General features: G+C 69.8%; 25 protein-coding genes. 18 read left to right on the forward strand and 7 right to left on the reverse strand.

Going from position 1 to position 26,153, the window contains the following annotated elements:
- Positions 1-73 precede the first annotated feature (73 nt).
- Positions 74-943, forward strand: coding sequence for a nucleotidyltransferase family protein (locus IEV65_RS10845; protein ID WP_188430685.1), 870 nt, complete (start codon positions 74-76; stop codon positions 941-943).
- The gene (locus IEV65_RS10850; protein ID WP_188430687.1) at positions 940-1,251 is read left to right on the forward strand and encodes a hypothetical protein; all 312 of its coding nucleotides are present in this window, start codon (positions 940-942) and stop codon (positions 1,249-1,251) included. The genes IEV65_RS10845 and IEV65_RS10850 overlap by 4 nt, the downstream gene beginning before the upstream one ends.
- Before the next feature lie 4 nt (positions 1,252-1,255).
- Here the strand turns inward: IEV65_RS10850 and IEV65_RS10855 are convergent, their stop codons facing one another.
- A complete protein-coding gene (locus IEV65_RS10855; RefSeq protein WP_188430689.1) occupies positions 1,256-2,764 on the reverse strand; it encodes a tyrosine-protein kinase domain-containing protein in 1,509 nt (502 codons plus the stop codon).
- Positions 2,765-2,815: 51 nt separating this feature from the next.
- Between IEV65_RS10855 and IEV65_RS10860 the strand changes: the two genes are divergently transcribed.
- From IEV65_RS10860 to IEV65_RS10910, 11 genes are all read left to right on the forward strand, one after another.
- The gene (locus IEV65_RS10860) at positions 2,816-4,825 is read left to right on the forward strand and encodes a glycosyltransferase (RefSeq protein ID WP_229735182.1); all 2,010 of its coding nucleotides are present in this window, start codon (positions 2,816-2,818) and stop codon (positions 4,823-4,825) included.
- Positions 4,822-6,135, forward strand: a complete 1,314-nt coding sequence (locus tag IEV65_RS10865) for an O-antigen ligase family protein (RefSeq protein WP_188430690.1) — start codon at positions 4,822-4,824, stop codon at positions 6,133-6,135. The genes IEV65_RS10860 and IEV65_RS10865 overlap by 4 nt, the downstream gene beginning before the upstream one ends.
- Complete coding sequence (locus tag IEV65_RS10870; protein ID WP_229735183.1) at positions 6,132-7,271, forward strand: glycosyltransferase family 4 protein; 1,140 nt, start codon at positions 6,132-6,134, stop codon at positions 7,269-7,271. The genes IEV65_RS10865 and IEV65_RS10870 overlap by 4 nt, the downstream gene beginning before the upstream one ends.
- Before the next feature lie 38 nt (positions 7,272-7,309).
- A complete protein-coding gene (locus tag IEV65_RS10875; protein WP_188430694.1) occupies positions 7,310-8,269 on the forward strand; it encodes a glycosyltransferase family 4 protein in 960 nt (319 codons plus the stop codon).
- Positions 8,266-9,405, forward strand: a complete 1,140-nt coding sequence (locus IEV65_RS10880) for a glycosyltransferase (RefSeq protein WP_188430696.1) — start codon at positions 8,266-8,268, stop codon at positions 9,403-9,405. Before IEV65_RS10875 ends, IEV65_RS10880 begins: the two co-directional genes overlap by 4 nt.
- Positions 9,402-10,451 (forward strand): glycosyltransferase, encoded by a 1,050-nt coding sequence (locus IEV65_RS10885; RefSeq protein WP_188430698.1) that lies wholly within the window; start codon positions 9,402-9,404, stop codon positions 10,449-10,451. The genes IEV65_RS10880 and IEV65_RS10885 overlap by 4 nt, the downstream gene beginning before the upstream one ends.
- Positions 10,452-10,505: 54 nt before the next feature.
- Complete coding sequence (locus IEV65_RS10890; protein ID WP_188430700.1) at positions 10,506-11,471, forward strand: glycosyltransferase family 2 protein; 966 nt, start codon at positions 10,506-10,508, stop codon at positions 11,469-11,471.
- A gap of 4 nt (positions 11,472-11,475) precedes the next feature.
- The gene (locus IEV65_RS10895) at positions 11,476-12,432 is read left to right on the forward strand and encodes a hypothetical protein (RefSeq protein ID WP_188430702.1); all 957 of its coding nucleotides are present in this window, start codon (positions 11,476-11,478) and stop codon (positions 12,430-12,432) included.
- 119 nt (positions 12,433-12,551) lie between these two features.
- Complete coding sequence (locus IEV65_RS10900; RefSeq protein WP_188430704.1) at positions 12,552-13,337, forward strand: polysaccharide pyruvyl transferase family protein; 786 nt, start codon at positions 12,552-12,554, stop codon at positions 13,335-13,337.
- Between the two features lies 1 nt (position 13,338).
- Positions 13,339-14,436, forward strand: a complete 1,098-nt coding sequence (locus IEV65_RS10905) for a glycosyltransferase family 2 protein (protein ID WP_188430706.1) — start codon at positions 13,339-13,341, stop codon at positions 14,434-14,436.
- On the forward strand, positions 14,433-15,983 hold the full coding sequence (locus tag IEV65_RS10910) for an oligosaccharide flippase family protein (RefSeq protein WP_268235341.1): 1,551 nt from the start codon (positions 14,433-14,435) through the stop codon (positions 15,981-15,983). Before IEV65_RS10905 ends, IEV65_RS10910 begins: the two co-directional genes overlap by 4 nt.
- A gap of 33 nt (positions 15,984-16,016) precedes the next feature.
- Here the strand turns inward: IEV65_RS10910 and IEV65_RS10915 are convergent, their stop codons facing one another.
- Positions 16,017-17,165 (reverse strand): glycosyltransferase family 4 protein, encoded by a 1,149-nt coding sequence (locus IEV65_RS10915; RefSeq protein ID WP_188430710.1) that lies wholly within the window; start codon positions 17,163-17,165, stop codon positions 16,017-16,019.
- A gap of 54 nt (positions 17,166-17,219) precedes the next feature.
- Between IEV65_RS10915 and IEV65_RS10920 the strand changes: the two genes are divergently transcribed.
- Positions 17,220-18,302 (forward strand): glycosyltransferase family 4 protein, encoded by a 1,083-nt coding sequence (locus tag IEV65_RS10920; protein ID WP_229735184.1) that lies wholly within the window; start codon positions 17,220-17,222, stop codon positions 18,300-18,302.
- Positions 18,303-18,311: 9 nt separating this feature from the next.
- On the opposite strand, the gene IEV65_RS10925 is transcribed toward IEV65_RS10920, so the two are convergent.
- Positions 18,312-19,064, reverse strand: a complete 753-nt coding sequence (locus tag IEV65_RS10925; RefSeq protein WP_188430713.1) for a glycosyltransferase family 25 protein — start codon at positions 19,062-19,064, stop codon at positions 18,312-18,314.
- A 94-nt stretch (positions 19,065-19,158) separates the two neighbouring features.
- Here IEV65_RS10925 and IEV65_RS10930 point away from each other — a divergent pair, with 94 nt between their 5' ends.
- Complete coding sequence (locus IEV65_RS10930; RefSeq protein WP_188430715.1) at positions 19,159-20,295, forward strand: glycosyltransferase; 1,137 nt, start codon at positions 19,159-19,161, stop codon at positions 20,293-20,295.
- Positions 20,296-20,462: 167 nt separating this feature from the next.
- A complete protein-coding gene (locus IEV65_RS10935) occupies positions 20,463-21,071 on the forward strand; it encodes a carboxymuconolactone decarboxylase family protein (RefSeq protein WP_188430717.1) in 609 nt (202 codons plus the stop codon).
- Here the strand turns inward: IEV65_RS10935 and IEV65_RS10940 are convergent.
- From IEV65_RS10940 to IEV65_RS10950, 3 genes are read right to left on the reverse strand one after another with little or no spacing between them, the layout of a single operon-like run.
- The gene (locus IEV65_RS10940; protein WP_188430719.1) at positions 21,043-21,594 is read right to left on the reverse strand and encodes a hypothetical protein; all 552 of its coding nucleotides are present in this window, start codon (positions 21,592-21,594) and stop codon (positions 21,043-21,045) included. The genes IEV65_RS10935 and IEV65_RS10940 overlap by 29 nt on opposite strands.
- A 51-nt stretch (positions 21,595-21,645) precedes the next feature.
- The gene (locus IEV65_RS10945; RefSeq protein ID WP_268235342.1) at positions 21,646-22,515 is read right to left on the reverse strand and encodes an RNA polymerase sigma-70 factor; all 870 of its coding nucleotides are present in this window, start codon (positions 22,513-22,515) and stop codon (positions 21,646-21,648) included.
- Positions 22,516-22,519: 4 nt separating this feature from the next.
- A complete protein-coding gene (locus tag IEV65_RS10950) occupies positions 22,520-23,110 on the reverse strand; it encodes a carboxymuconolactone decarboxylase family protein (RefSeq protein ID WP_188430721.1) in 591 nt (196 codons plus the stop codon).
- A gap of 205 nt (positions 23,111-23,315) precedes the next feature.
- Here IEV65_RS10950 and IEV65_RS10955 point away from each other — a divergent pair, with 205 nt between their 5' ends.
- Together IEV65_RS10955 and IEV65_RS10960 are read left to right on the forward strand one after the other, a co-directional pair.
- Complete coding sequence (locus tag IEV65_RS10955; RefSeq protein WP_188430723.1) at positions 23,316-24,500, forward strand: zinc-dependent alcohol dehydrogenase; 1,185 nt, start codon at positions 23,316-23,318, stop codon at positions 24,498-24,500.
- Positions 24,497-25,195: a hypothetical protein gene (locus tag IEV65_RS10960; protein ID WP_188430725.1), complete on the forward strand. Its 699-nt coding sequence runs from the start codon at positions 24,497-24,499 to the stop codon at positions 25,193-25,195. The genes IEV65_RS10955 and IEV65_RS10960 overlap by 4 nt, the downstream gene beginning before the upstream one ends.
- Here the strand turns inward: IEV65_RS10960 and IEV65_RS10965 are convergent.
- On the reverse strand, positions 25,179-26,150 hold the full coding sequence (locus IEV65_RS10965; RefSeq protein WP_188430727.1) for an SDR family NAD(P)-dependent oxidoreductase: 972 nt from the start codon (positions 26,148-26,150) through the stop codon (positions 25,179-25,181). The two genes, IEV65_RS10960 and IEV65_RS10965, sit on opposite strands and share 17 nt — an antisense overlap.
- Between the last annotated feature and the right edge of the window lie 3 nt (positions 26,151-26,153).

Consider the following 26,153-nt stretch of genomic DNA (forward strand, 5'->3'; position numbering starts at 1 on the left):
GTCCCGGACCGCCGGTCACCCACGGGTGACCGGCGGTCCGCCGTTTCCGCAGGGCGGGTGGCACGATGAGCCCATGACCAGCGAGGGCGGGACAGCAGGGGTCCGCGACGTCGACCTCGCCGTGCGCGTCGAGCTGTGCCACGCCGCTCTGCAGCACCTGGCCGACCTGCACGGGGTCGACCTCCTCCACGTCAAGGGAGTCGCCTTCGAGCCACGCTGGCGGTCGAGCACGACCGGCGGCAGCGACGCCGACGTGCTCGTCCGTCCGTCTCAGGTGCGCCGTCTCGTCCGGGCGCTCGAGGAGCGCGGCTGGCAGCGACGCTCCCGCTTCCACACCGGCTCCCCCTTCGGACACGCGCAGACCTACTGGCACGACCACCTCGGGTATGCCGACGTGCACCGCTTCTTCCCCGGCCTGGGTCGGGACGAGGGGACGTTCGACGTCCTCTGGTCAGCCCGAGACGTCCGGCTCCTCGGAGGCGTGCCCTGCCCGGTGCCCGACGAGGCCGGCCAGGCGCTGGTCTTCGCGGTCAACGAGGCCCGCAACGGTCGACCTCCTCGCGCGGCGGCGCTCGGCGGGACCGAGGCCGACGTGGAGACCGGCGTGCTCGACCTCGTTCCGCGCGTCCACGCCGAGGTGGCCTGGGCCGCGGCCCACGGCCGGCTCGACGCCGTCCGCGACCATCGCGAGCACGACCTGTGGCGCGCCGTCACGCAGGACGGCGGCCGCGTCGAGGAGTGGGTGGCCCGGGTCAAGGCCGAGCGCACGCTCACCGGCAAGGCCCTCACCGTGCTGCGCGCGCCGCTCGTCAACACCGAGCACCTCGCCAACACCCGCGGTCACCGGCCCTCGCCCGTGGAGGTCGGCGTCGAGTTCGCGGACCGCGTCCGTCGCGCGGCCCTGGAGGTATGGCGCTCCCGTCGCCCAGGAGCAGGCCGGTGACGGGTCCGTCGGCGCACCCCGGCTGGGAGCTGGCTCCGGGGTGGGGTGCGGTGGACCGTCCTGGCGACGGTGACCACGGGGGCCGCCTCTACGTCGCCCCGCTGCTCAGCGGAGAGATCACCGTCCTGGAGGGCGCCGCCGCCAGCGTCGCGCGGGCGGCGCTCGCCGGGCACGGGCTCGCTCAGATCCCCGCCGCGGTGGCTGCCGAGCTGGGGGTGGAGGTGCCGGACGTGGAGACCGAGGTGGTGGGCGAGCTCCTCCAGGAGCTGGTGGAGCTGGGGGCACTCACGGTCCGCGACCGTTCCTGAGCGGTCAGGGAGCCTCGTGACGGCCGACGTTGAGCCGGCTGCGCAGGTCGACCTCGCCGCTGTCGCTGGTGCGCTGAGCCCTGGCCTTCGCGGCCGCGGACGCGTGGGGCTGTGCCTTGGCCATCCGGCGGTCGCGCGCGCCCGGCCTGCGGGACTTGGAGCGCGGGCCGTCGGGCTTGGTGGAGGCGTGCTCCCCGGAGTAGTAGGAGTAGTAGGCCGCCGGCTTGGCCGGCGCCTTGGTGAGCACGAAGCCCGCCACGTGCGACTCCGTCGTGCTGAGCACCCGCAGGGCCTCCTGGACGTGGCGCTTGCGGGTCTCGCCGCTCGCCACCACCATGAGGAGCCCGCCCGTCAGCTTCTCGATGACCATCGCGTCGGTGACGGGCAGCACGGGCGGGGCGTCGACGAGGATGAAGTCGTATTTCTCCGTCAGCTCCTCGAAGAGGGCATGCATCTTCGTCGACCCCAGCAGCTCGCTCGGGTTGGGCGGCACCTCGCCGGCGGTGAGCACGTGCAGGTTGGTCCCTCCCCACCGCTGGGTGACGTCCTCGACGTCGGCGTCGCCGAGCAGCACGGTGGTGAGACCGACCGCGCCCTCGAGCCCGAGGTTGGTCGCGATCGAGGGGTGACGCAGGTCGGCATCGATGAGCAGCACCTTGGTGCCGGCGTCCGACATGGCCAGGGCCAGGTTGATCGCGGTCGTGGTCTTGCCCTCGCCGGGCAGCGTGGAGCTGATGACGAAGGAGTGCTTGCCGGTCGTGACGTCGACGAACATCATGTTGGTGCGCAGCTGGCGGACCGCCTCGGCCTGCGGGCCGAAGGGGTCCAGCTCGAGGTAGATCGCGTGCGCGTCGTCGTTGCGGCGGACCGGGATGCTGGCCAGCACCGGCCGGTCGCTCAGGGCCTCCAGGTCGCGGGTCTCGCGGACCCGCTGGTCCAGCGCCTGGCGGGCGAGCGCGAAGCCGATGCCCAGCATGAGGCCGGCCAGCGCGGCGAGGGCGAGGTTGCGGGTGACGTCCGGCTCGACGGGCGCGGACGGCACGGCGGCCGGCTCGACGACCTGGGCCGAGACGGCGGTGCCGCTCAGCTGCAGCATCGGGGAGAAGTCGCGGGCCACCGCGGCGAGCTGCTGAGGCACCGCCGTGGCGGCCTGCGCGGCGACCTGGGCGTCGTGCGCCCGGACGGTGACGTCCAGCAGCGGGGTGTCGCCGAAGCGCGTGGCGGAGACGTCGAGCATCGTGCCCGGCTCGAGGCCGAGCTCCTCCCGCACCGGATCGAGGACGATCGGGGAGGTCACGACCCTGATGATCGTCTCCAGCTCGGCGGCCGGCATGTTGTAGACGTTGGCCGACTCGGACTGGTTGTTGGCCAGGAGGTAGACCTGCGAGTGGGACTGGTAGACCGGTCTGATCTGCAGGGTGAGCCAGGCGGTCGCGGCGATGACGACGAGCATCGTGGCGACGACGATGCGCCAACGCTGCATGAGTGAGCTCAGCAGGTCGCGGACTGTCACGGGGCCCTCCTCCCGTGAAGAAACAAGACGGTTGCGCCATAGTCTATGCGCATGCGCGTCCTCCGGCTGTTCCACAGCGGGGTGATGACCGCATGGAGGGCGCGCGAGCGTGGGCTGAGGGGGCTCGGCCACGACGTGACGCTGCTCTCCGCCGCCCGGTGGAACGAGGGGGGTGCGGACGTCACCCTCTCCGTCGACCCCTCGGACGCCCAGGAGCCGCCGGGCTCGGTCCGGCCGGTCCGCACGCTCGGTCGTCACCCGGCTCTCTTCGCCTACGACCCGCGCCCGCTGTGGCGCGCGCTCGGGCAGCGGTGGGACGTGCTCGACCTGCACGAGGAGCCGTTCGCCGTGAGCACCCTGCAGGCCCTGCTGATCCGGGCACTGCGGCGCAACCCGGCGCCCTACGCCCTCTACTCCGCGCAGAACATCGACAAGCGCTACCCGGTGCCCTTCCGCTGGATGGAGCGGTGGGCGCTCCGGCACGCGCGTGCGCTGATCGTCTGCAACCGCGAGGCCGGCGAGATCTGCGTCCGCAAGGGCTTTCCCGGGGTCCCCGACGTCGTCCCGCTCGGTGTCGACGTCCAGCGCTTCGCCCCGGTCGACCGCGAGCCGCCCGCCCCCGGGGCACCCGTGCGCGTCGGCTACGTCGGCCGGCTCGCCCCCCACAAGGGGGTGACGGTCCTGCTCGAGGCGGTCGCGGCATACCCGGACCTGGTCCTGACCATCGTGGGTGCCGGGCCGCAGGAGGCGGAGCTGCGCACGAAGGCCTCCGGGCTGGGCGAGCGGGTGAGCTTCGCGGGGTCGGCGACGCAGGAGCAGCTGCCTGCGCTGCTCGGCGGGCTGGACGTGCTCGCGGTCCCGTCCCTGACGACGCCGGGGTGGGTGGAGCAGTTCGGCCGTGTCGTCGTCGAGGCGATGGCGGCCGGTGTCCCCGTGGTGGCGAGCGACTCCGGCGCGCTCCCCGACGTCGTCGGCGGCGCGGGCGTGCTCGTGCCCGAGGGTGACGCCGTCGCTCTCGGTGCCGCCCTCCTCCGGGTATGCCGTGAGCCGGGTCTGTGGGCGCGTCTGCGTGAGGCGGGGCTCGAGCGCGCCCAGGAGTGCTCCTGGCCCAGCGTCGCCGCCCGCTACGACGCGGCATACCGGCGGATGACGAGGACGGCACGCAGCGAGGTGGCGGACCGCAGCGACCCCGAGGTGGTCGTGGTCGCCTACGGCGCGCCGGAGCTGCTGCGCTCGGCGCTCGCGCCCGTGCGCGACCTGGCGGTGACCGTGGTCGACAACTCCTCGCTGCCGGAGATCCGTGAGCTGTGCGCGGAGCTGGGGGTCCGCTACCTCGACCCGGGGTGGAACGGCGGCTTTGCCGCTGGCGTGAACCACGGGCTGGCGCAGCGGGCGACGCCGGGCACCGACGTGCTGCTGCTCAACCCGGACGCCGTGGTGGACGTGGACGGCATACGCGCCCTGCACCGGGCCCTCCGGGCCGAGCCCGACCTGGCGAGCGTGGCGCCCGCGCAGGTGGACGGGGACGGTGGACGGGCGCGGGTGGCCTGGCCGTTCCCCTCGCCTTGGGGGTCGTGGCTGGAGGCGGTCGGGCTGGGGCGTCTGAACGACCGGCGCCAGGACTACGTGATCGGGTCGGTGCTGCTGCTGCGCGCGGAGGCGCTGGAGCAGGTCGGCGGGCTCGACGAGGACTTCTTCCTGTATGCCGAGGAGACCGACTGGGCCCGGCGCGCGGCGCTGATGGGGTGGCGGCACCGGCTGGTGCCGGAGGTCACCGCGGTGCACGTCGGGGCGGCGACGTCGAGCGACCCGGCGCGGCGGGAGACGCACTTCCACGCAGGGCAGGAGCGCTACCTGCGCAAGCACTTCGGCGCGGCCGGGTGGCAGGTGGCGCGGGCCGGTCAGTGGGCCGGGGCGACGGTGCGGTCGGTGGTGCTGCCCGGCGAGCGCGGCGCCGCGGCGCGGCGGCGGGCCGCGCTGCTGCGCCAGGGCCCGTGGGCGGTCGAGCGGGAGCGCTTCCCTCGACCGGAGCGGGTCGTGCGCGAGAAGGTGGGGCCATGACGCTCACGTGGCGTGACGTGGTCCAGCGCGCCGGGATCGGTGTGCTGGTCGCGGCTGCCGTCGTCCTGGCGCTCGGCGTGGCCTGGCTCGTGCCGAACCAGCCGATGCTGGCGCTCGGGGTCGCGGTGGTGGTGCTGGTCGGGATCGCCGCGCTCGTGGAGCCGGCGACGCTGCCGGTCCTGGCGATGCCGCTGAGCGTGGTGGTCCTGCGGGTCTCGGCCGGAGGGACCGACCTGACGCTCTCCGACGCGGTCCTGGCGCTCGCCTTCTGGCCGGCGGTGCTGATGTCACCGAGGCCGTTCAGCAAGGAGCTGCGCGCGCTGCTGTGGCTCAACGTGGTCTACCAGGCCTTGACGATCTTCACCCTGATCGCCAACCCGTTCCTGGCTAACACGGTCGAGTGGTTCCACGCGTGGCTGCTGGTGTCGGGCGCGCTGATCGTCGGGTGGGCGGTCGGGGCGAGCGGCCACGCGCGGCTGGGGATCACGATGTTTCTCATCGCCTGCCTGCTCCTCGCCCTGCCGACCATCGCCCAGGCCGCGCTGCAGTACGCCGGCGGCAACTTCGGGGCGGTTTATCCCCGGTGGCCGTGGCCGATGCACAAGAACTTCATCGGGACGCTCCTGGTGTCCGCCGCGCTCGTCCTGTATGCCCGGCCGTCCTGGTTGGGATGGACGAAACGCTGGGCGGTGCCGGGTCTGCTCGTCCTCGTGGTCGCCATCGCCGTCTCGCAGTCCAGGCAGGCGCTCGTCGGGCTCGCGGTCGGTCTGCTCGTCATCTCACTACGTCGCCATGACGAGCGGCGTCGCGCGACGATCGCGCTCGCTGCCCTCTTGCCGATCGGCTACATCGTTCTCACCATGGTGCGCGACCAGATCGCCTCGGGCAACGAGCACAACTCCTGGTTCCAGCGACTCGAGTGGTATATCGAGTCGTACCGCATCTGGCTCCAGTCGCCCTGGTTCGGGCATGGACTGCGGTTCTGGACCCAGGAAGGTGCAGTGGCGCAGTTCCAGCCGCCGAACGCGTTCCTCGAGGTGGCCGCCTCGACCGGCGTGGTCGGGGTGCTCGGATTCGTCGTGCTCTGGGTGGGGGCGATCGTCGTGCTCTTCAGGATGGACCCCGCGTTTGGGACTCTTGCCCTGGCGCTCGCCGTGTCCCGCATCACCGTGAGCCAGTTCGACCTGTTCTGGGTCAGCATCTCGGTCTCCGTGCCGTTCCTGCTGATCGGCACCTGCATCGGCGTCAGCAGGGCCCGGCACTCAGCACCGGAGAAGAGCGAGGGCGGACGCCTGGTGACTGTCGCGTGATCATCCTTCAGATCTCTCCCGAGTTCGAGCCTGGGACGGGGGTCGGTGGTGTGGCTGCGGCTCTGGAGGCTCGATGGCTGGACCTCGGTCACGACGTGCGCAGGTTCGGACCGCACGAGGCCGGCTGCGCCTTCCTCGCAGCGCCGGCTCCCGGAGTCCGCGGCCGGGCACGGCACGCCGCGCGGGTGATCTGGTTCTCCACGGTCGGAACGATCCGCGCACGTCGGGCGGTCCGCGCACTTCCCGAAGGCGCGGTGTCGATCTGCCACAACGACGCTCTCGCTGGTGACGTCTACGTGAACCATGGGGTGCTGACGTCCGCGATGAAGGCACGCGGGCACTTCGCGTGGCGCATGATGCGGAACCCGCTGCACCTGATCACCACCGTCCGGGACCTCTACCGTTATCGCGCAGGTGTCCATCAAGTTGTCGTCAACCTCAGCGACTCTGACTGCCGCACCCTCGTCGGCTCCTACGGGCTGCCTCGTGAACGGGCGGTCGTCATCCCGAATGGGGTGCACCTCGCGAGGTTCGTTCCCGCCTCCCCCTCGGAGCGCGACAGCGCTCGGCAGGCGCTCGGCATACCGCGCGACGTCGCCGTCGCGGTCTTCGTCGGGCACGAGTTCGAACGGAAAGGTCTGCCTCTTCTCCTCGCTGCCGCTTCTGACCTCCCCGACCACCACGTCGTGGTCGTGGGCGGCACACCGCAGCAGATCGACTCGGCACGAGCCGACCTTTCGGCGGAGGTCGCTGCACGCGTGCACTGGACCGGACGGATCCCCGACCCGAGACGAGCCTTGGCTGCATCGGACGTGCTCGTGCTGCCCAGCGCCTACGAGGCCAACCCCCTGGTCGTCCTCGAAGCTCTTGCGTCCGGCCTGCAGGTCGTCGCGACACCCGTGGGCTCGGTGCCCGACACTCTGGTGAACGACGACGTGGCTCGGGTCGTGGACCTCAGTGTGGACGGGGTGCGGAATGGCTTGCGCGCGCTCGCCGCCAGCAGGCGCGTCACGCCGAGGATCGAATTGCAGGCCAGGGCTCGGGACCGCGCCGCTCCCACGAGCTGGGACCGGGTGGCCCAGTCCTACCTTGACCTCTTCGAGAACCTGCGCCCTCGACGGACGCCGACAGTATGAGGATCTTGCATGTGGTGCGATCCGACGGATTCTCTGGGGTGGAGCGGCACATCGCCACCCTTGCGCGTGCGCAGGCCGAGGCTGGTCACGACGTTACCGTCGTCGGTGGCAGCCAGGCTCGGATGCGGGTGGCCATGGCGGCCACCGGTGTGCGCACGCTGTCGGGCGACACGCTCCGTCAGGCAGCGGAGAGCGTCTCTCGGGCTGGCCACCCCGACGTGGTCCATGCCCACATGACGGCTGGCGAGCTGACAGCCTCCCTCGCCAGCAGGGCACCCCTCGTCGCCACCCGTCATTTTGCGCGTCGGCGCGGCGCCACGACGATCGGGCGTGCCTCGGCCATGGTGATCCGACGGAGGCTACGGCGCCAGATCGCCATCAGCCGCTTTGTGGCCAGTGCCATCGACGGCTCATCAACAGTCGTCTACCCCGGGGTGGGTACCGATAACGACGCCTCAACACACACACGACCAACCGCGCTCGTCGTCCAGCGACTGCAGCCGGAGAAGAACACCGATGTGGCTGTCCGCGGCTTCGCGGCAGGCGCACCCGCAGAGTGGACGCTCGAGATCGTGGGACGGGGTCCCGAGCTGAACATGCTGCAGGACCTGGTTCGAGACCTCGGCATCGCCGATCGGACGACCTTCCTCGGCTTCCGGGACGACGTGCCCGACCTGATGCGGTCCGCGTCCGTCCTCCTCGCACCGTGCGAGGTCGAAGGCCTGGGGCTCAGTGTCCTCGAGGCCATGTCGCACGGCCTGCCAGTCATCGCCAGCCGCGCAGGGGCCCACCCGGAGACGGTCGGGCTGGCAGCCGACGCCCAGCTCTTCGAGCCGGGCGACGCGCAGGACGCGGCCTCGATGCTGGCGCGCATGTGCGCCGACGCCACCCTTCGGGCGAGGTATGGCGCGCAGCTCGCCCAGGTGCAGCGCACCAACTTCACCCCGCAGGCCCAAGCGGAAGCGACCGAGGCCGTCTACCAACAGGTGCTGGCATGACCGATCTCGTGGTGATCTCACTCGAGGCGTGGGACGAGGTATGGCGTCGTAACCAGCACCTGGTCGCCGGTCTCCTGCGGACCGGCGCGGTGAGCAGGGTGCTGTTCGTGGAGCCACCTGTGGACACCCTTCATGAGCTGCGCAGCGGCCGCCGACCCCAGCTGGGGCGATCGGGGCTGCGGCAGGTGCATCTCGAGGGATCATCCGGGCAGCTCTGGGCTCTGCGCCCCCACAAGCTGCTGCCCCGGAGGCTCGACCCCCGCGGCGACCACCGGCGCGCGCAGCACGTGGCGGCCGTCGCCGGTCGGCTCGGCATGTCGGAACCGGTCCTGTGGGTGAACGACCCTGGGGGCGCGGCCGTCCTCGACGTCACCGGCTGGCCGGCGCTGTACGACATCACGGACGACTGGCTCCTGGCAGACCGCCCCCAGACAGAGCTGGACCGCCTGCGAAGGCAGGAGGCCGAGCTGTTCGCGCGGTGCGGCGAGGTGGTCGTGTGTTCACCGGCCCTGCAGCGGACGAAGTCCGAGCAGCGCGACGTCGTGCTCATCCCCAACGCCGTCGATCTCGAGCCCTACCGGTCGCTCCAGCCCCGGCCTCTCGACCTCCCGGACTCCCCGGTCGCTCTCTATCTGGGGACCGCGCACCGCGACCGGGTCGACGTGGATCTCGTGGTGCGCACTTCCCGCGCGCTCGCGGAGCGCGACGGTGGGAAGGTCGTTCTCGTCGGACCGGCACCCCTGCCTCGGAACGACATCGAGGCCCTCGAGGAGGCCGGTGTCGTCCTCCTCGGCCCGCGCCCGAGCGGGGCGGTCCCGGCATACCTCCAGCACGCGGACGTGCTGCTCGTCCCGCACGTCCTCACCGACTTCACGGCGTCCCTCGACCCGATCAAGGCGTACGAGTACCGCGCGGCGCGGCGCCCCGTCGTCTCGACGCCGGTGCCCGGCTTCGGCGATTCGGTGGACCCCCTGGTGCGTGCTGTCAACGCGGAGGACTTCCCGACGATGGTCGCGGAGGCGATGGGCGAGGTGGCGCCGTGGTCTGGAGACCTGCCGGACGACATACCGTCCTGGAAGCAGCGGGTCGACGAGATGGCCCAGGTCGTGGCTCGGGTGGCGGGGGGTCTCCGATGAGCACTCCGGAGGTCATCACCTTCGTCTCCCACACCAACAAACCGGGCGGTGGCGAGCTGGCGCTGCGGCGCTATCTCGAGGCGACTTCCCTGCCGGTGCGGCTGGTGACGCTGGAGGCCGGGGGTGTGTGGGAGGGCATGGCTGCTGAGGTCGTCCAGGCCCGGGGTCTGCCCGGGCTGCGAGCGTCGCTGGGGGGCGGCGGTCTGGTCGTCGCCAACTCGATGCGCGCCGCGTTCCTCACCGCCCTCGTGCTGCCGCGCCGGGCGAGGCTCGTCTACTGGGTGCGCGACGGGCTCACCGACAGTGCCATGTCGCCGCTCGCCCTGGCCCTGACGAGACAGGTCACGGCGCGCCGGACCAGCCACTACATCGCGAACTCCGCGTGGACCGCCGGGACGGTCCGGGAGGCGCTGTGCGTCGCCGCGGAGCGCGTCGACGTGGTCCACAGCATGTGCGGCGTCACCGAGGAGATGCTGCAGCGCCCCCCGCGGACAGCTCCCCATGACCCGCTCAGGCTGCTCTTCCTGGGGCGGATCTCGCGGTGGAAGGCTCCGGACGTGGCCGTGCGGGCGCTCCCGCTGCTGCGCGACATGGGGGTCGAGGCGACCCTGACGATCGCGGGCGGGGTGCATTTCGGGGAGGACGACTACGCCGCCGAGCTGCGGGATCTGGTGGACGGTGAGCCGTCAGCGAGACTGGTGGGCCACGTGGACGACGTGCAGGCCCTCCTCGAGGAGCACGACATCCTGGTGCACTGCTCGACCGTGCCGGAGCCGTTCGGGCAGGTGATCGTGCAGGGACTGGCGACCGGGAAGCCCGTGGTAGCGACGGATGCCGGTGGGCCCCAAGAGATCCTAGACGGCGCACCGGTGCCCCTGCTCTACCCGCCGGGCGACCCCGACGGGCTGGCCTCGGTCATCCAGGACGTTTCTGGACGCTTCTCGCGGACAAGTGCCTTCGTCTTGCAGAGAGCGGCTAGCTACCTCGATACCACCTCCGTGCGAGACGTCGACGAGATAGTCGCAGCGCTCAGGCCACGGGGCTGACCCCCGCAGCGTCGCAGATTCCGGTGCGCAGACCAGCTCGCGTACCCTGCACGCATGGGGCAAGCAGACCTTCCGACCCTCTCGGTGGTTATCGTGACGTACGGCCGCGCGACGTTCCTGGAGCGTTGCCTGCGGAGTCTCCACGGCGAAGGCGCGGACATCAGCCAGTTGGTGGTCGTCGACGCCTCCCCCGAACCGAGCCAGGAGCTCGCCGAGAACGCCTATACCGGTCTTCTGTACCTGCACGCGCCGGAACTAGCCGGTCACATGACACGCGCTCGAAACCGTGCCCTGCTCCACGTGGAAGGAGACGTGATCGCGTACCTGGACGACGATGTCGTGGTGCACCCCGGGTGGGCGCGTGCCGTCCGCCTTGGTTTCCACGAAGAGGCAATCGATGCCCTGGTCGGCCGAACGCTGAACGGTCAGACGGGGGAGGAGGATCCCACGCAGCCGATCGGCACGCTGGAACGTGACGGCCGACTGACGGCGGGTTTCGCGGCCGCTGCTCCCGGGAGGCTGACGGTGGCACATGGGATCGGCGCCAACATGTCGTTCACCCGTGAGGCCCTGCGACGCCTGGGAGGATTTCGCGACGACTATCCAGGGACCGCGCTCCGAGAGGACACCGACATCTTTCTGCGTATTCAGCGGCTCGGGGGGGTCGCCATGTTCGATCCCGCTGCTGTCGTGGATCACCTGCCGGCCCCACACGTCCGCGGCAGACGCTTCGACACCAGGTACAAGCTCTACGGACGACGCAACCACATCGTTCTTCTGGCACGACATGGGGGGCTGGCCTCTGCGCAGCTGCGTCGTTGGATGCAGGGGCAGCTGGCGGACGTGATGAGGGTCCCGGGTGTGCGACGCAAGATCGAGCGGTTCGGCGTTACTACCCTGGGCCTGGTATGGGGCGTGGCCGCAGCATTTCGGCAGGCGGGACTTAGGCCCCTAGCCCCCGAGCGCAGCGGCGTCGACGCGTCGAGCATTCGAGCTTCGTTGCAGGATCCGGTGCACTGACGCCATGTCGACTGCCTACCTCGTCATGAGCCACCACGATCTTCCCCAGGTCGAACGCCTCGTGCACGCGCTCGTTAGCCGCAGTGCCCAGGCCCACGTGTGCGTGGCTCACGACGACAGGCGGTACCCAGCCCCGGACATCCGCCATCCGCGGGTGCAGGTGTGGCGACATGGACTCAAGACCGACTGGGGATCCTGGGAACTGGTGCAGGTCACGCTCGACGGTCTGCGTCGACTTCGCGACTGGGCGCACCCGTCGATGGTGGCACTCGCCTCCGGCCAGGACTACATCTGCGGCGATCTCTCGGCCTGGGAAAGCAGTTTCATCGCTGGAGGCGGAGGTTGGGTGGGCTCCGCGTATCCGCTGCACTATGAACCTCGATGGGGAAAGCGGCGTGGGCAGGGAGATGACAACTGGAACCGGTATCACTTTCGATGGTTCGATATTCCTCGCTTTGTGCCGAACCTAGCGGGAGGGCGAGGAAAGAAGTTCGAGGCCAGGCTGAGGGACGCAGTCATGCTTCGGATGGAGCCCATGATGGGCTACCGAGTGATGCGGCGCGCAGACAGGCGGGTCGTTGGGATCCGTACTCAGGTCCCGACGGCCGGGGGTCGGCCTGTGTACAAGGGGCAACAGATGTTGGCTATGGACGCCCGAATGCTGGACCATCTCCTTGCGACCTGCGCCCAGAACTCACCGTTGGTGAGACACTACCGACACACCGTGATTCCAGATGAATCTCTCATCCAGACCGTTCTGTCGTGGGAGCAGGCACCGCGAGAGGACCTGTCCCTGACCTACATCGGCTGGGACACGACAAGCGACGGGGCTCGCTACCTCGACATCGCCGACCTGCCCGACCTGTTGTCGAGCGACGCGGTGTTGTGCAGGAAGGTCTGCAGTCGTACGGGAGGGGACCTGTGCGATGCCCTTGACGCCCTGTACGGCGCGGCGTCATGACTCTGCAGAGGCGGGTGCGGCACGCGCTCTACTACGGGAACCGTCCTCGCAGACTGGCTCGGCGTTTTCACCGGTACTCTAGCGCGGTTCTTACGCCTGCGAACTATCCCCGCGCGCGCGTGGTCAATGCCTATTGGTTTGATCAGTTCCTCAACTTCGGTGATGCTCTGACGCCGATGCTGCTCGCGCGTGCAGGGTACGTTCCACGCCTGGCGCCGCTCAAAGACGCCCAATTTTTGGGCGTGGGGAGCATTCTTGAGATGGCGCCGACAGGATATTCTGGGTCCGTCTGGGGTTCTGGGCTGCTCTATGGTGAGGCAATAGCACTACCGCATGCGACGTGGCTCGCCGTCCGCGGTGCCCTGACACGCGATCTTGTTGGGGCGCCCTCCGTCACGGCTCTGGGCGACCCGGGACTTCTAGCGTCAACCGTCGTCGTTGCAGGTCGTCCGTCAAGGTCGCTGGGCATCGTTCCGCACCACGCTCATCGTTCGCTCCCAATATGGGGAGAGATTCAGCGCCGCGTGCCCGGCAGTGTCGTCATTGACCCGGCGCAACGTCCCTCACGAGTCTTCCGCCAGATTTCCGCATGCTCCACGGTCCTGACAACCTCCCTTCACGGCCTGATCACCGCTGACTCGTACGGAATTCCAGCCATGTGGCTGACCGTGGACGAGATCCCCCTCCGCGGCGGCAGCTTCAAGTTTGATGACTACGAAAGTTCCCTCAACTTGAGGACTGTGCGCAGAGCCAAGGCCGGCGCGGCTGAGGATGTGCTGGGACAAGTGCGTGCTGGCGCCTCCTCGCCTGCGGCCGAAGTGGTGTCGAGCCTGCAGTCTGGGCTGCTCAAGGCCGTTTCGGCGCTGACTGACTTCAGATCCATGTCGCCGGTGAGGAGCTACTAGCGTGACGGACCCAGAAGGACCCATCGGAGGTCATCTCGACTACTCGGTCGTTGTCCCTAGTCGCGGGCGAAGGAGTCTCCTGCTCGCAGCGCTCGAAAGCGTGTACGCACAGACCCTTCCAGCACGGGAAGTCATTGTCGTGCTCGATGGAGATGTGGACGGTTCAGGAGAAGCGGTGCGGGCTTCATATCCGGGCACGTTGATCATCGCACACGATCGTTCACTGGGGCCGGCACGCGCACGTTCAACCGGCCTTCGCGCGGCTACATCCACGTGGGTGTGCCTGCTGGATGACGACGACATATGGCACCACGACAAGCAACGTCAGTTCGCATCATACATCGAGAAAAATCCAGAGTGTGGCGCGGTGCGGTCCGCCTACTGGCAGTTTTCCCCGAATCAAGATGCGATTCAACTGAACGGCTTCCGGACGGAACTCTTCGAGGCAGGAGACAGGCGCAATCTGGAAAGGCTCGCCGCGACCTCGACCCCGCTGAACGACTTCGGGTACCTGGATATTCAGGGGCGTAGTCTCCAGGAGATGTTGAAGCGTAACTCGGGCGTGACCTCTTCGACCATGGTTCGCCGGGACGTTCTGGATCAGGTCCCGGATGTCCCCGATGCGTTGCGCAGTGCCCAGGACTGGCTACTGTTCGTCTACATAGCGAGCATCGTCGAGTGGCATCTGGTCCCGGGGCGATGGTTTTTCTATCGCGTGCATGGCGAACAGATCACCAGCGACGTCACCATCCCCAAGTGGGAGAGCCGCGTGCTGGCCTGGGGCGAGGCTTGGAGGAACGTCGGCAGGCCGATGGGCTTCCACTTACGCGACTATGAGGCCGAGTATGCGTCGGAGCTTCACCAATGGGTGTGGGCGGCGCTGCGTCGGGGAGACCGCGATCAGGCGAGGCGCATCTACGCAGCAGGCTCATCATTCATGGTGTCGTGGCCGATTCGGTGGTCTGTGTGGCTGCCGCCGGCGCTGAGGTGGCGAGTCCGGCGACCGTTGGCATGGCTCGTGGCGAAGTCACCGCTCGGTCGGGGCGACGCGGGGGCGAATGACGCTGCACGCAATGGTGACTGGTGGCGTCGTCAATGAGCGGAGTGGACCCCGTGCCCCTGGGTCGAGGAGATCTGCAAAGGCGTGCAGTGCGAGGGGCACTCTGGACCGTGGTTCACACTCTCGTCTCGCTACCGCTGGCCTTCGCGGTCAACATCGTCGTCGCACGTGTGCTCGACGTCGAGGGTTATGGGCGCCTGACGTTCTTGACCACCGTCATCGGGATCGTGGGGGTGGTCGCTGGAATGGGCGTGACCACTGCCTTAATCCAGTTCGGTGCCAAGGCGCATGCGGCGGGCCGAACACAGGAAGTTCGTCGCCTGCTGTCTGCGTCGCAAGGCTTCCGAATCGGCGTTTCTGGTCCTGTGACCGCGTTGGTTGTCCTGGCGGTCGTGCACGTGGACTGGTGGCTGTTGGTCCTCGCTCTCTTCTTCGGCGTGGGCGCCCCAGCGCTGCTTGGTGGTGCCGCACCGGCGCTGACGATCGAGAACCGCACGGACCGGTCTGCGCAGATCACCATGATCGGAAACATCCTGGTGCAAGGGGCCATCGTCCTTGCCGTGCTGACTCTCGGGACCGCCGATTCGGTGTGGAGCGCCCGTGTCGTCGCAGGGGGGCTGACCCTGGCGCTCCCACTGCTGAGCATCGCGAGGGAGTACCGGTCAGCTGTCCTGACGCCCGCGCCTCCGTGGAGGCTTCCTCGCGCATTCTGGAAGTTCGCTGTGCCGACGGGAGCCGCGGCAGTTCTGGGAGCCTTGGTGACCAACCGCACTGAGGTCGTGATTCTCGATTGGTTCAGTGACGAGCGGGCGATGGGTCTCTTTGGCCTGGCGTTTGGTCTGGCCGCACACGTCTACGCACCTGCCCAAGCCTTCATCGGCCCCCTTGTCCCAGCGATCTCAGGGTTGTCGGAGGTGGACCCAGCATCAGTAGGGCGTGCCTTTCTGAGGACGACGCGGGCCGGCTGTGTTCTGGCTGGGCTGCTCCTCGCCTCGGCGCTGCCGGCTCTGGCGGCGCTGGTGCCGGTGATCTACGGCGAGGGCTTTGCGGGCGCGTCTGACATGCTGATCGTGATGGGTGTCGGCAGCGCGGTGCTTCTTGTCGGGTCCCCGCACATGGCCTTCTTGATGGCGCGCCTCGGTGGCCGCAGGATCTTGATGGTCAACGTCATCAGCCTCGCGTGCAACCTGGTGGCGGCTTTTGCCCTTATTCCCCTCTTCGGTGCATGGGGAGCGGTGGTTGCGTGTGTCTTGGGAATGTTGGTCAGGGCCGTGCAGATTTCGCTGGGTGAGGCTGCGGCCTGGGGGGTGCGGCTTTCCGAGCTGGGACGCAGCGCGGCTCCGATCGGGTCCGCTTCCCTGATCACGTTCTTGCTGTGGCTCGCCAGCAGGAACGTCGACTTGTCCCCGGTGCCTGTCGCGGTACTGACCGCGGCCGTGGGATTCCTGCTCTTCGTGGGAGCTACGAGGGTCACCGGGACGGGTTTGACATCCGCCGACGTTCGGGCCATCAGCTCGGCACTCCCGTCACCGCTCATGAAGACCGGAGGGATGGTCCTGGGGCTGCTCCGGGGTAGGGGCGCCTAGATCACGGGTGCAGGGCGCGGAGATGCTGCGCCCTCAGCCCTTCCGGCGCAGCCTTGCGTAGAGTTGAGAGTAGTCATTCGTGACTCGCGACCACGTATAGGACTTGACTGTTTCGCGTCCCGCGTCCGACAGTTGCTGAGCCTTCTCTGGAGCATCGAGCAGCTGATCAATCGCGTCAGCGAAAGGGACCGTGTCGTGTGGATCGACGAGGATCCCGTCAACTCCATGGGTGATGAGATCGCCTGGACCGCCGCGATGTGTGGCGAGGACCGGCGTGCCGTTTGCCCACGCCTCCAGGACCACGATCCCGAATGCTTCCTCACGGCTGGGCACCACCACCGCGTCGGCCCCAGCCATGAGGGTCTGTACCTCAGCCGCCGTACGTCGCCCCATGAAGCGGACCTGATGATCGACACCAAGGTCACGAGCGAGGGTTTCGAGCTTTTCCCGCTCTGCTCCATCCCCAACAAGCCAAATTTCTGGAGTGTGGTGAGCTTGGGCGGCGGCTTTGAGGAGTAGATCGAATCCCTTCTGGTGTACGAGACGGCCTGCGCCCATGATGACGTGCGTGCCTCCCGTCCGCACGGGAGTCACCGCCTTCCCGTCGTCTTCCCCGTGCGGATCCACCCCGTTGGGGATGATGTGAACAATCTTTGCGCCAAAGCGCGTTTGAAGATCCTTGGCGACGATGCTCGAACAAGCGGTCAGCGTCGCCCTTCTCGCCGCGCTTCGCAGTGCAGCACGCAGCAACTGAGAGCGGTCGAATACGCCGTGCTCATCCGCGAACGTTTCTCCGTGACTGGTGACGATCATGGGGGTCCGCATCACGAGGCCTAGGGCTTGGCCGTACACCCCATTGGGACCGAAGCACTGGACATGCAGCAGATCGGGACGAAACTGCCGGTATGCCCGCAGCCATGCCAAAATGGCCTGTGGGCTGGCTAATAGGTAGCGGCCGAGGGACCGTGCTGAACGGGCGGGCAACGGGGTGGGCAGGTATCTGACACGACACCCCTCGATGAGTTCGTCCGTGAGTCCATCGCCGCGGTCGACGGTCCACACCTCCACCGGGTGCCCCCTCTCGAGCAACCCTCGCGCCACGTGACGTACGTGCTCCTCGACGCCGCCAAAGTGTGGGTAGTACGAGCTGGAGATCAGGGCGATCCGAGAGGGCGCGGCCATGGACCCAGCTTCCACTCCACCCGTCACGACTACCTAGGCTAGCCTCATCGACCGATGATCGCCCCCCCCTGGAGGATTGACGTGCCTGAGCTGGCCATAGGGACGACGGCCACGACGACACCGATGGGTGCCCAGGCCTACGCAGGGGCGATCACGAGTCGCGCGGAGCAGGCGCTGAGGGAGCTCGGCTTCGAGGACTGGCACGTCCGCTCGGTCGTCTCGAGATCCCTGCGGTCGCAGCTGGCCGGCGACCGAAGGCTGCCTATGGGTCGGCTTACATCCGGCTCACCCCGTGAGCGACGCCTCCTTGGGAGGCTCCTCTGGCCCCGCCAAGCTGTTGTTCACCGCATGGACCTCGTTCTCCCGCCGCCGTCTGGTCCCGACGTCGTGACGCTCCACGACGTGGTCTCGTGGAAGTTCGACGACGAGTCTGCCCCGGTAGCCGCAGCCTCGGCTGAACTGCGGAGCGCGGACGCGGTCATCTGTGTCTCACGGTTCACCGCTGATGAGGCCGAGCGACTTCTCGGTCTGCGTGCCCCGATAGTGATTCCCAACGGCGTAGGCGATGAGTACTTCGCAGCAGCGCCATTAGACGCGGCGACGCTCTCCCATCTCGGGTTGCAGCGACCATTCGTCCTCTACGCCGGCGGATCAGCGGCGCGTAAGAACCTGCCGGCCCTGGCAGAGGCGTGGCGGCTCGTCCTGGACCGGATCCCCACCCATGACCTTGCCCTGGCGGGCCCCCGGAGCCCTGAGCGTGACCGGATCTTCGCGACAGTGCCACGGGTGATCCACCTTGGTCGCCTCCCGGACCGTCTGATGCCCGGGCTCGTCGCGTCAGCCTCAACCGTCGTGGTGCCCTCTCTATATGAGGGGTTCGGGTTACCAGCACTGGAGGCCATGGCGGCCGGCGTCCCGCTGCTGTCCAGCAACCGGAGCTCCCTTCCCGAAGTCGTCGGTGACGGGGGCACTCTTGTCGAGCCGACGGGTTCGGGGCTCGCTGAAGGCTTGGAGCATGTCGTGGCGGGAGGTGGAGACGTTGCTGCGGCTGCCCAAAGAGGCAGGCGACGCGCGGCGGAATTCACCTGGGACAGAAGCGCGCGTCGTCACGCAGAGGTCTGGACGTCGCTGATGTGAGAATCGTGGCTAGATCTTCGTCTGGCGGGGGGCTCTCTCGGCCCAGACAATCCGGCCGCGCGAATCCGTCTGAAAGGGGCGCATTCCGCGACGGCCGGGGTCTACGGACGACTCCGAGGACGGCACTTGACCTGCCAAGGAGAAGCGGGAGCGACCGACCTCGCCAGGGAAGAGGGTGCGCAGGAGACGCATGTAGTGATCCAGCGGCTGAAGCATCGACCCTTCCAAGAATGTCGACACCTGGCCGGCGAAGTCGCCACGCACCATCAGACAGTGGGCGCCCCAGCCCCAAGCCGCGTCTACCACCTGTGGTGCCGGGACCTGCAGCCGTGGTCGAACGGACCTGGCCGCTCGGCGCACCAAGTGGGACGCCACCGTCCGCTCGAGCGCCAGTTTCGCGCGATGGGGCCTAGCGGTCAGCGGCACCCAGCCAAGCTGGACGAGTCGCATGCCCCGCTGGTCGGCGTCCGTCATGGCTCGAGTCAGGGCGCCTGCGAAGCCGTCCCAGAACAGAACGTCATCCTCGAGGATGACGACCCAGTCCGTGCCGACCTCGGCGGCCTCGCGCATGACTGCACGGTGCGACAGGAAGCATCCAACCTCGCCCTTCGTGAGGCCTCTGGCCTCGGGCGGCACCTGATCGATTCTGCGACCGTCGACGGCAGGGAAGACGCTCGAGTGCAGACCAGTCGTCGCCTCGCGAGCGCGGAAGGCGGCCAACCTTTCCGTAGCACCCGAAAGATTGATGACGAGGGAGCGCATGAGCTCCACATTAGTGGCGTCACACGGAGCCGCCCTACACCCGACCACGCCTGCGATAGGTTGTCGTTCGGGCGGACGACGCAGAAGGCAGGCCATGGCAGGGGCAGCATCAACGATCGCGATCGCGCACGACTACCTCACGCAGCAGGGCGGCGCGGAGCGGGTCGTGCTGGCGCTCAGCCGCGCCTTCCCGGAGGCGCCGATCTACACGACGCTGTACGACCCGGCGACGACGTTCCCGGAGTTCGGTGACCGGCAGGTCGTCACGAGCCCGCTCAACCGCCTCGCCTTTCTGCGGCGCGACCACCGAGCGGCGCTCCCACTGCTGGCTCCCGCATCGAACGCCGTGAGGATCGACGCCGACGTCGTCATCGCCTCGAGCAGCGGATGGGCGCACGGCTTTCGCAGCACCGGGCGCACACTCGTCTACTGCCACAACCCGGCGCGCTGGCTCTACCAGACCGACCAGTACCTCGGCGACGCCGGCCGTCTGTCGCCCAAGCGGTTCGCGGTCACGGCGCTCGGGCCCGCGCTGCGTCGCTGGGACCGCAGGGCCGCCCACCGTGCTGACCGGTACCTGGCCAACTCCAACGTGGTGCGCGAGCGGATCGCCGCGGCATACGGAATCGAGGCAGACGTGGTCCCGCCGCCGCCCGGGCTCGGGACCGGCGGCGAGCAGTCGGCTCACCGAGAGCTGACGGACTGGCAGGACCGAAGGTTCTGGCTCGTGGTCTCGCGACTCATGCCGTACAAGAACGTGGATGTCGTCCTGGACGCCTTCCGTGACCGGCCGGACGACCGGCTCGTCATCGTCGGCGCGGGCCCCGAGCGGGAGCGGTTGGTGCAGATGCTGCCGCCGAACGCTCGGATCGTCTCGGGAGTGAGCGACGCCGAGCTGCGGTGGATCTACGCCCACGCGGCCGGTCTGATCGCGCCGAGTCACGAGGACTTCGGCCTCACCCCGCTCGAGGCCAACTCTTGGGGACTCCCCGTCGTGGCCCTCCGGGCGGGCGGCTACCTCGACACGGTCGTGGAGGGCCGCAGCGGCCTCTTCTTCGAGGAGGTGCAGCCGGCAGCGGTCTCCCGTGCGCTCGATGCGGCCTCGGCACATGCGTGGCACCAGGAGGTCCTCAAGGCTCACGCCCAGGAGTTCGGGGAGGGTCGTTTCGCGGCACGGATCCGGCAGGAGGTCGAGCGCCTTCTCGACGGTCCAGCCGCTCCCGGCCCCTGATGACCTCCTCCACCGCCGCCCGCTGACCTGCGAACTGCGGCCCTGGTCAGCGGCACCCGCTTGACGGACGGCATACCCGCCTGAAGGGCCGCGACCCGCTGCGAGCACTCGGCCAGCCCATCATCGCGTGCTGGTCAGCGGCCGCGCCTAGGAGGAAACTCGGTGGCATGTTCATCGAGCACGCCCGGAAGTCCACGGCCGAGGGTGACGTCGCGGCCTACCTCGAGGAGGAGGAGGGCGCCTGGGGGTTCGTGCCCGACTACGCGGGGTGCTTCACCGCCCGCCCTGAGGTGGCCCGTGCCTGGCGCCGTCTCAACCTGACGATCCGCGAGGGCATGGACCGCCGCGACTACGAGCTCGCGTCGATCGCGGTGGCGCGGGCCCGCCGGTCCACCTACTGCACGGTCGCGCACTCGTCCTTCCTGCGGGACGTGTGCGGCGACGAGGAGAGCCTGCGGCTGATCCACGCCAACCCCACCGGGCACTCGCTGGCGCCACGGGACGCCGCGATCTTCCGCTACGCCACGAAGATCGCGGTCGACCCGTCCGCGGTCACTGAGGAGGATGTCGAGGAGCTGCGCGCGCAGGGGCTGAGCGACGGCGACATCGCCGACGTGGCGTATGCCGCCTCCGCCCGCCTCTTCTTCACCGCCGTGCTCGACGCCCTCGGCGCGCAGGCCGACGCGGCGACAGCGGCCAGGTTCGACCCGGCCATGCTGGCGGGGATGGTCGTCGGGCGGGCGCCGCTCAGCAGTCCCTCACCACCTGGGTCTTGACCCACGCCGCCGACTCGTAGACCGACGACAGCGCCCAGCCCCGCCACGACCCGGGCTCGCGACCGACGGCCCACACCAGCACCTCGGCGTCCGCGCAGCGCTCCATCAGCAGCCGGGTGCGCGCGGCGTGCGGCCTGCTCGTCACGACGGCCACCCGCTCCCACTGCTGCTCCTCCGCCTCGCGCCCGAGCAGCCGCGCCTCGCCACGGGTGGAGTAGGGCTCGGGCACCACGCACTCGACGCGGTAGCCCCCAGCCTGCAGCCCGCAGTGCCCGGTCGCGTAGCTCTCATCGGTCTCCGCGTTGACCGACGTCGTCGCCATCAGCAGCGGCGCGACACCCGTGTCCACCAGGGCGAGCGTCTCCTCGATGCGCGTCTCCGCCGGACCGATGAGGTATGCCGCGTCCACCACCTCGGTCTCGTCGAGCTCCGGGTGCGCGACCACATCGACGCAGACCGACACCCACCCGACCAGGGCGGCAAGCGCCATACCCGCCAGCAGGCTCGGCCACGGACCACGCACGGCACCCACCCCCTCTCCGTCCCGAGGGTAGCGGCCCCGGCCGCGGCGGGGTCAGCGCGCCAGCGCGACCTCCTCGCCGAGGCGGGCCAGCTTGTCGGGGTTGCGGACGAGGTAGAGCGCGGTGACCAGACCGTCCTCGATGAGCGCGGTCCCGACGCCGTCGCGCTCGCCGTCGATGACGAACTGCATCGCGGGCTGGCCGTTGAGCCAGACCGGCAGCAGCTCGACCGAGAGCGCGCCCGCGCGGGCCGAGAGGAAGCGCAGCACCTTGTCGCGCCCCAGGATCGGCTTGAGCGCCGCCTGCACCTTGCCACCGCCGTCGGTGAGCAGGACGACGTCGGGGGCGAGCACGTCCATGAGCTGCTGGAGGTCGCCGCTGGCCGTCGCGGTGCGGAACCGCTCGACCACCGCCTGCTGCTGGGCCCGGGTCACGCTAGACCTCGGCCTGCGCTCGTCGACGTGGGCGCGCGCCCGGCTCGCGACCTGGCGCACGGCCTCCGGCGTCCTGCCGACCGCCTCGGCGATCTCGGCGTAGGGCAGGTCGAACACCTCCCGCAGCACGAAGACCGCCCGTTCGGTCTCGCCCAGCGTCTCCAGGACGAGCAGCATCGCGGTCGAGACGCTGTCGGCCAGCGCGACGTCCTCGGCCACGTCGGGCGAGGTGAGCAGCGGCTCGGGCAGCCACGGCCCGACGTAGTCCTCCCGACGGCGCGCCAGGGTCCGCAGCCGGTTGAGCGCGAGCCGGGTGGTGATCCGGACCAGGTAGGCCCGTGGCTCGCGCACCTCGTCCAGGTCCACCGCGGCCCACCGCAGCCACACCTCCTGCACCACGTCCTCGGCGTCGGCGGCCGAGCCGAGCATCTCGTAGGCGACGGTGAAGAGCAGGCTGCGGTGGGTGACGAACTCCTGCGTGTGCGACACGACCTCAGTCTCGCGCAGGGGCGTTCGACGAGGCCTGCGCGAGCGGCAGCTCGCACACGGCGCTGAAGCCCTGGCTGGTCAGGCCCATCGCGGCGTTAAGCCTGGAGCGGTGGTTCTCGACGGCGATCATCGCCGTCAGCTCGACGAGCGCGGCGTGACCGAGCGCCTCGTCCAGCCGGGTGACCATCTCGTCGGTGACGGTCGGCGGGGTCGCGGTGACGGCCTCGGCATACTCCATGACGTCGCGCTCGAGCGGCGTGAACACCGACGACTCCCGCCAGCGCGGGACCTCCCTGACCTTGGCCAGGTCCAGCCCGTCGGTGTGGGCGACGTAGTAGCCGTAGTCGAGGCACCACGAGCAGCCGATCGCGCCGGCGGCGGCCATCTCGGCGTACTTCTTCAGGTGCGGGTCGAGCTCCTTCCACCGCGCGACCTTGAGCTCGTAGCCGAAGATCGCCCAGAGGACGGGGCGGTGGTGGAAGAGGACGGAGAGGTTGTCCGGGATGCGGCCGAACATCCGCTGCGCCATCGTCCTGAGCAGGGCGCCGGTCGGGCCGGTGAGCTCGGCGGCGGGGATCCTGAGCGTGCTGGTCATCGGTGAGCCTCCTGTGTGGGGGTGATGACCATGGGACACCGGCCGGCGGCGAGATGTGACAGGGGCCGCGAGACCGGGTGCGGGTGGGAGAGCCAGCCCGGCGGCGAGATGTGACAGCGCTGGGCGTGCATGACCGTCGTGCTGCGCTCCCGTCCTGGAGCCACTTCAGGCTGCACCACCCGCGCGCCCTCCCTACGGTCGAGACATGCGAGCACTCACCTGGCAAGGCCTGCAGCAGGTCGAGGTCAAGGAGGTCCCGGACCCCGTCATCCAGGACCCGACCGACGCGATCATCCGCGTGACGTCCACCGCGATCTGCGGCTCCGACCTCCACCTCTACAACGTCCTGGCGGCCTACCTCACGCCGGGCGACATCCTCGGCCACGAGTTCATGGGCGTCGTCGAGGAGGTCGGCAGCGCGGTCGAGCACCTGCAGGTCGGCGACCGCGTCGTCGTCCCCTTCAACATCAGCTGCGGGTCGTGCTGGATGTGCAGCCGCGGCCTCTTCGCCCAGTGCGAGACCACTCAGAACCGCGACCAGGGCAAGGGCGCGAGCCTGTTCGGCTACACCAGCCTCTACGGCGCGGTCCCCGGCGGCCAGGCCGAGCTCGTGCGGGTGCCGCACGCGGACTTCGGCCCGGTCAAGGTCGACCCCGGCCTGTCCGACGAGCGGGTGCTCTACCTCTCCGACATCCTCCCCACGGCGTGGCAGGGGATCGAGTATGCCGACGTGCCCCCGGGCGGGACCCTCGCCGTGCTCGGGCTGGGCCCGGTGGGCCAGCTGGCCGTCCGCGCCGCCCGGCACCGCGGCATCGAGCAGGTCATCGGGGTCGACCTCGTGCCCGAGCGCCTGGCGACGGCCCAGCTGCACGGTGCCCAGGTGGTCAACCTCGACGAGGTGGACGACCCCGCGCAGGTGCTGCGCGACATGACCGACGGCCGCGGCCCCGACAGCGTGCTCGACGCCGTCGGCATGGAGGCGCACGGCAGCCCTGTCCTCGGCGCGGCGGTCGCGGCCGCCAAGCGGCTGCCCAAGCCGGTGGCGCAGAAGGCGATCGAGACGGCCGGCGTCGACCGGCTCGCGGCCCTGCGGCTGGCCATCGACGCGGTGCGCCGCGGCGGGACGGTGTCGATCAGCGGCGTCTACGGCGGCATGGCGGACCCGATGCCGATGATGGACCTCTTCGACAAGGGCGTCCAGCTGCGGATGGGCCAGTGCCACGTGCGCCGCTGGACCGACGAGCTCCTCGAGATCGTCAGCGCGGCCGACGACGTGCTCGACCTCGAGGGCCTGGCCACCCACCGCGCCCCGCTGGAGGCTGCCCCCGAGCTCTACCGCACCTTCAACGACAAGGCCGACGGCTGCCTCAAGGTCGTGCTCACGCCGTGAGCCTGGCCGACGTGGTCGGGCACGCCGGCGGCGCGGTGCTCGCCGCGGTCTTCGGGCTCATCGCCCGGCTGCGCGGCACGCGCGCGCTGCACCCCGTGGGGGTATGCGGCGCCGCTCGCCTCGACGTCCGGACGGGTCCGCCGAGCGGTGTGCCCGTGCTTGACGGCCCCGGGCCGCACCGCGGCGTGGCTCGCTGGTCACGGGCCACGGGAAGGCGCGGCGACGGCCTGGACATCGAGGGTCTGGCGCTGCGGATCGACGGCCCGACCGGTGGTGACGTGCTGCTCGCCTCGACCGGGACGGGCGTCGTCGGTCGGCATGTCCTCGTGCTGCGCAGGCGGGACACCCACGGGCCGCTCACCACGCTCCTGCCGCTGAGCACCCGCCGGGGTCGGCTGCTGCTCCGGCTGGACCCGGTCGAGGCGGACCCGGTCGAGGCCGACCCGCGGGGGTGGGCGGCCGGGGCTCACCCGCCCACGTCATACCGGCTCCTCGTGTCGGCGCCCGGCCGCCCGTGGCACGAGCGCGGCACGCTCGAGCTGACCTGGACCGAGGGCGACTGCACGCGCCGGCACGACCCGGTCGGCCGTCCGCCGGCGGGCACCTGGGTGGCCCCGCTGTGGGCCGCGCTGCGCGATCCGTCCTACGCGGCGTCCGAGCAGGTCGCCGCCGACCCGGTCACCCCCGCTGGTTGAACCTGTCTGCCGCGCGGCGCCCCAGGGTGGTGAGCGTCCGCACGGTGGCCGCCGCGCCCGTCGACAGCGCCCGCTTGGCCTCCCGGCCCGGCACCGCGACCGAGGCGGGCGAGTCGGGGGTGCCGGCGAACGGCATACCGGAGGGGGAGGAGGGAAGGAGGCGGTTCATCACGCTCATCAGGTGCACGGTGAGGGTCGGGGAGAGGCCGTGGAAGCGCGTCGCCAGGTGGGTCATCGCCGAGAGCTGCACGACCGGCTTGCCGTCGAGGACGCCGTCGACCATCCGGCGTGCCGCGCGCTCGGCATCCATCGACAGCAGCGGCAGCGACGCCGCCGGCCCGAACCACGCGAACTCCGCCGCGTGGTCGCCGGTGAACGTCGCGCCCTCGTGCGAGCCGGTGCGCATCAGGCCCGGCACCAGGGTCGTGGCGGTGACGCCCGTGCCGGCGAGCTCGGCCGCCAGCCCCTCGGTGAAGCCGACGGCACCGAACTTCGCCGTCGCGTAGGGCAGCAGGTGCGGCGGGCTGACCTTGCCGCCGATCGAGGTCACCACGCCGATGCGACCGTGCCCCCGCTCCCGCATCCCCGGCAGCACCGCCCAGGCCGCGTTGACCGCGCCCATGAGCATGGTGCCGACGGCGGCGTCGAAGTGCTCCAGCGTCATCGTCTCCGCCGGGCCCACCTGGATGATGCCGGCGACGTGGATGAGCACATCGACCGCACCCAGGTCCCGCTCCACGTCGCGGACGAGGTCGAAGACCTGCTCGCGCTCCCGGACGTCGCAGCGGTATGCCGTGGCGCCCGCCTCCCGGGCCGCCTCCTCCGCGGTGGCCAGGTCGCGCCCGCAGAGCGCCACCCGGTAGCCCCGGGAGACCAGGTCCTTCACGATGATCAGGCCCAGGCCGCGGGAACCTCCCACGACGAGGGCGACGGGCTGGGTCGGGGTCTGGTTCATGCT

Origin of the sequence: Ornithinimicrobium tianjinense (assembly GCF_014636495.1) — a bacterium.
Lineage (GTDB): Bacteria > Actinomycetota > Actinomycetes > Actinomycetales > Dermatophilaceae > Ornithinicoccus > Ornithinicoccus tianjinensis.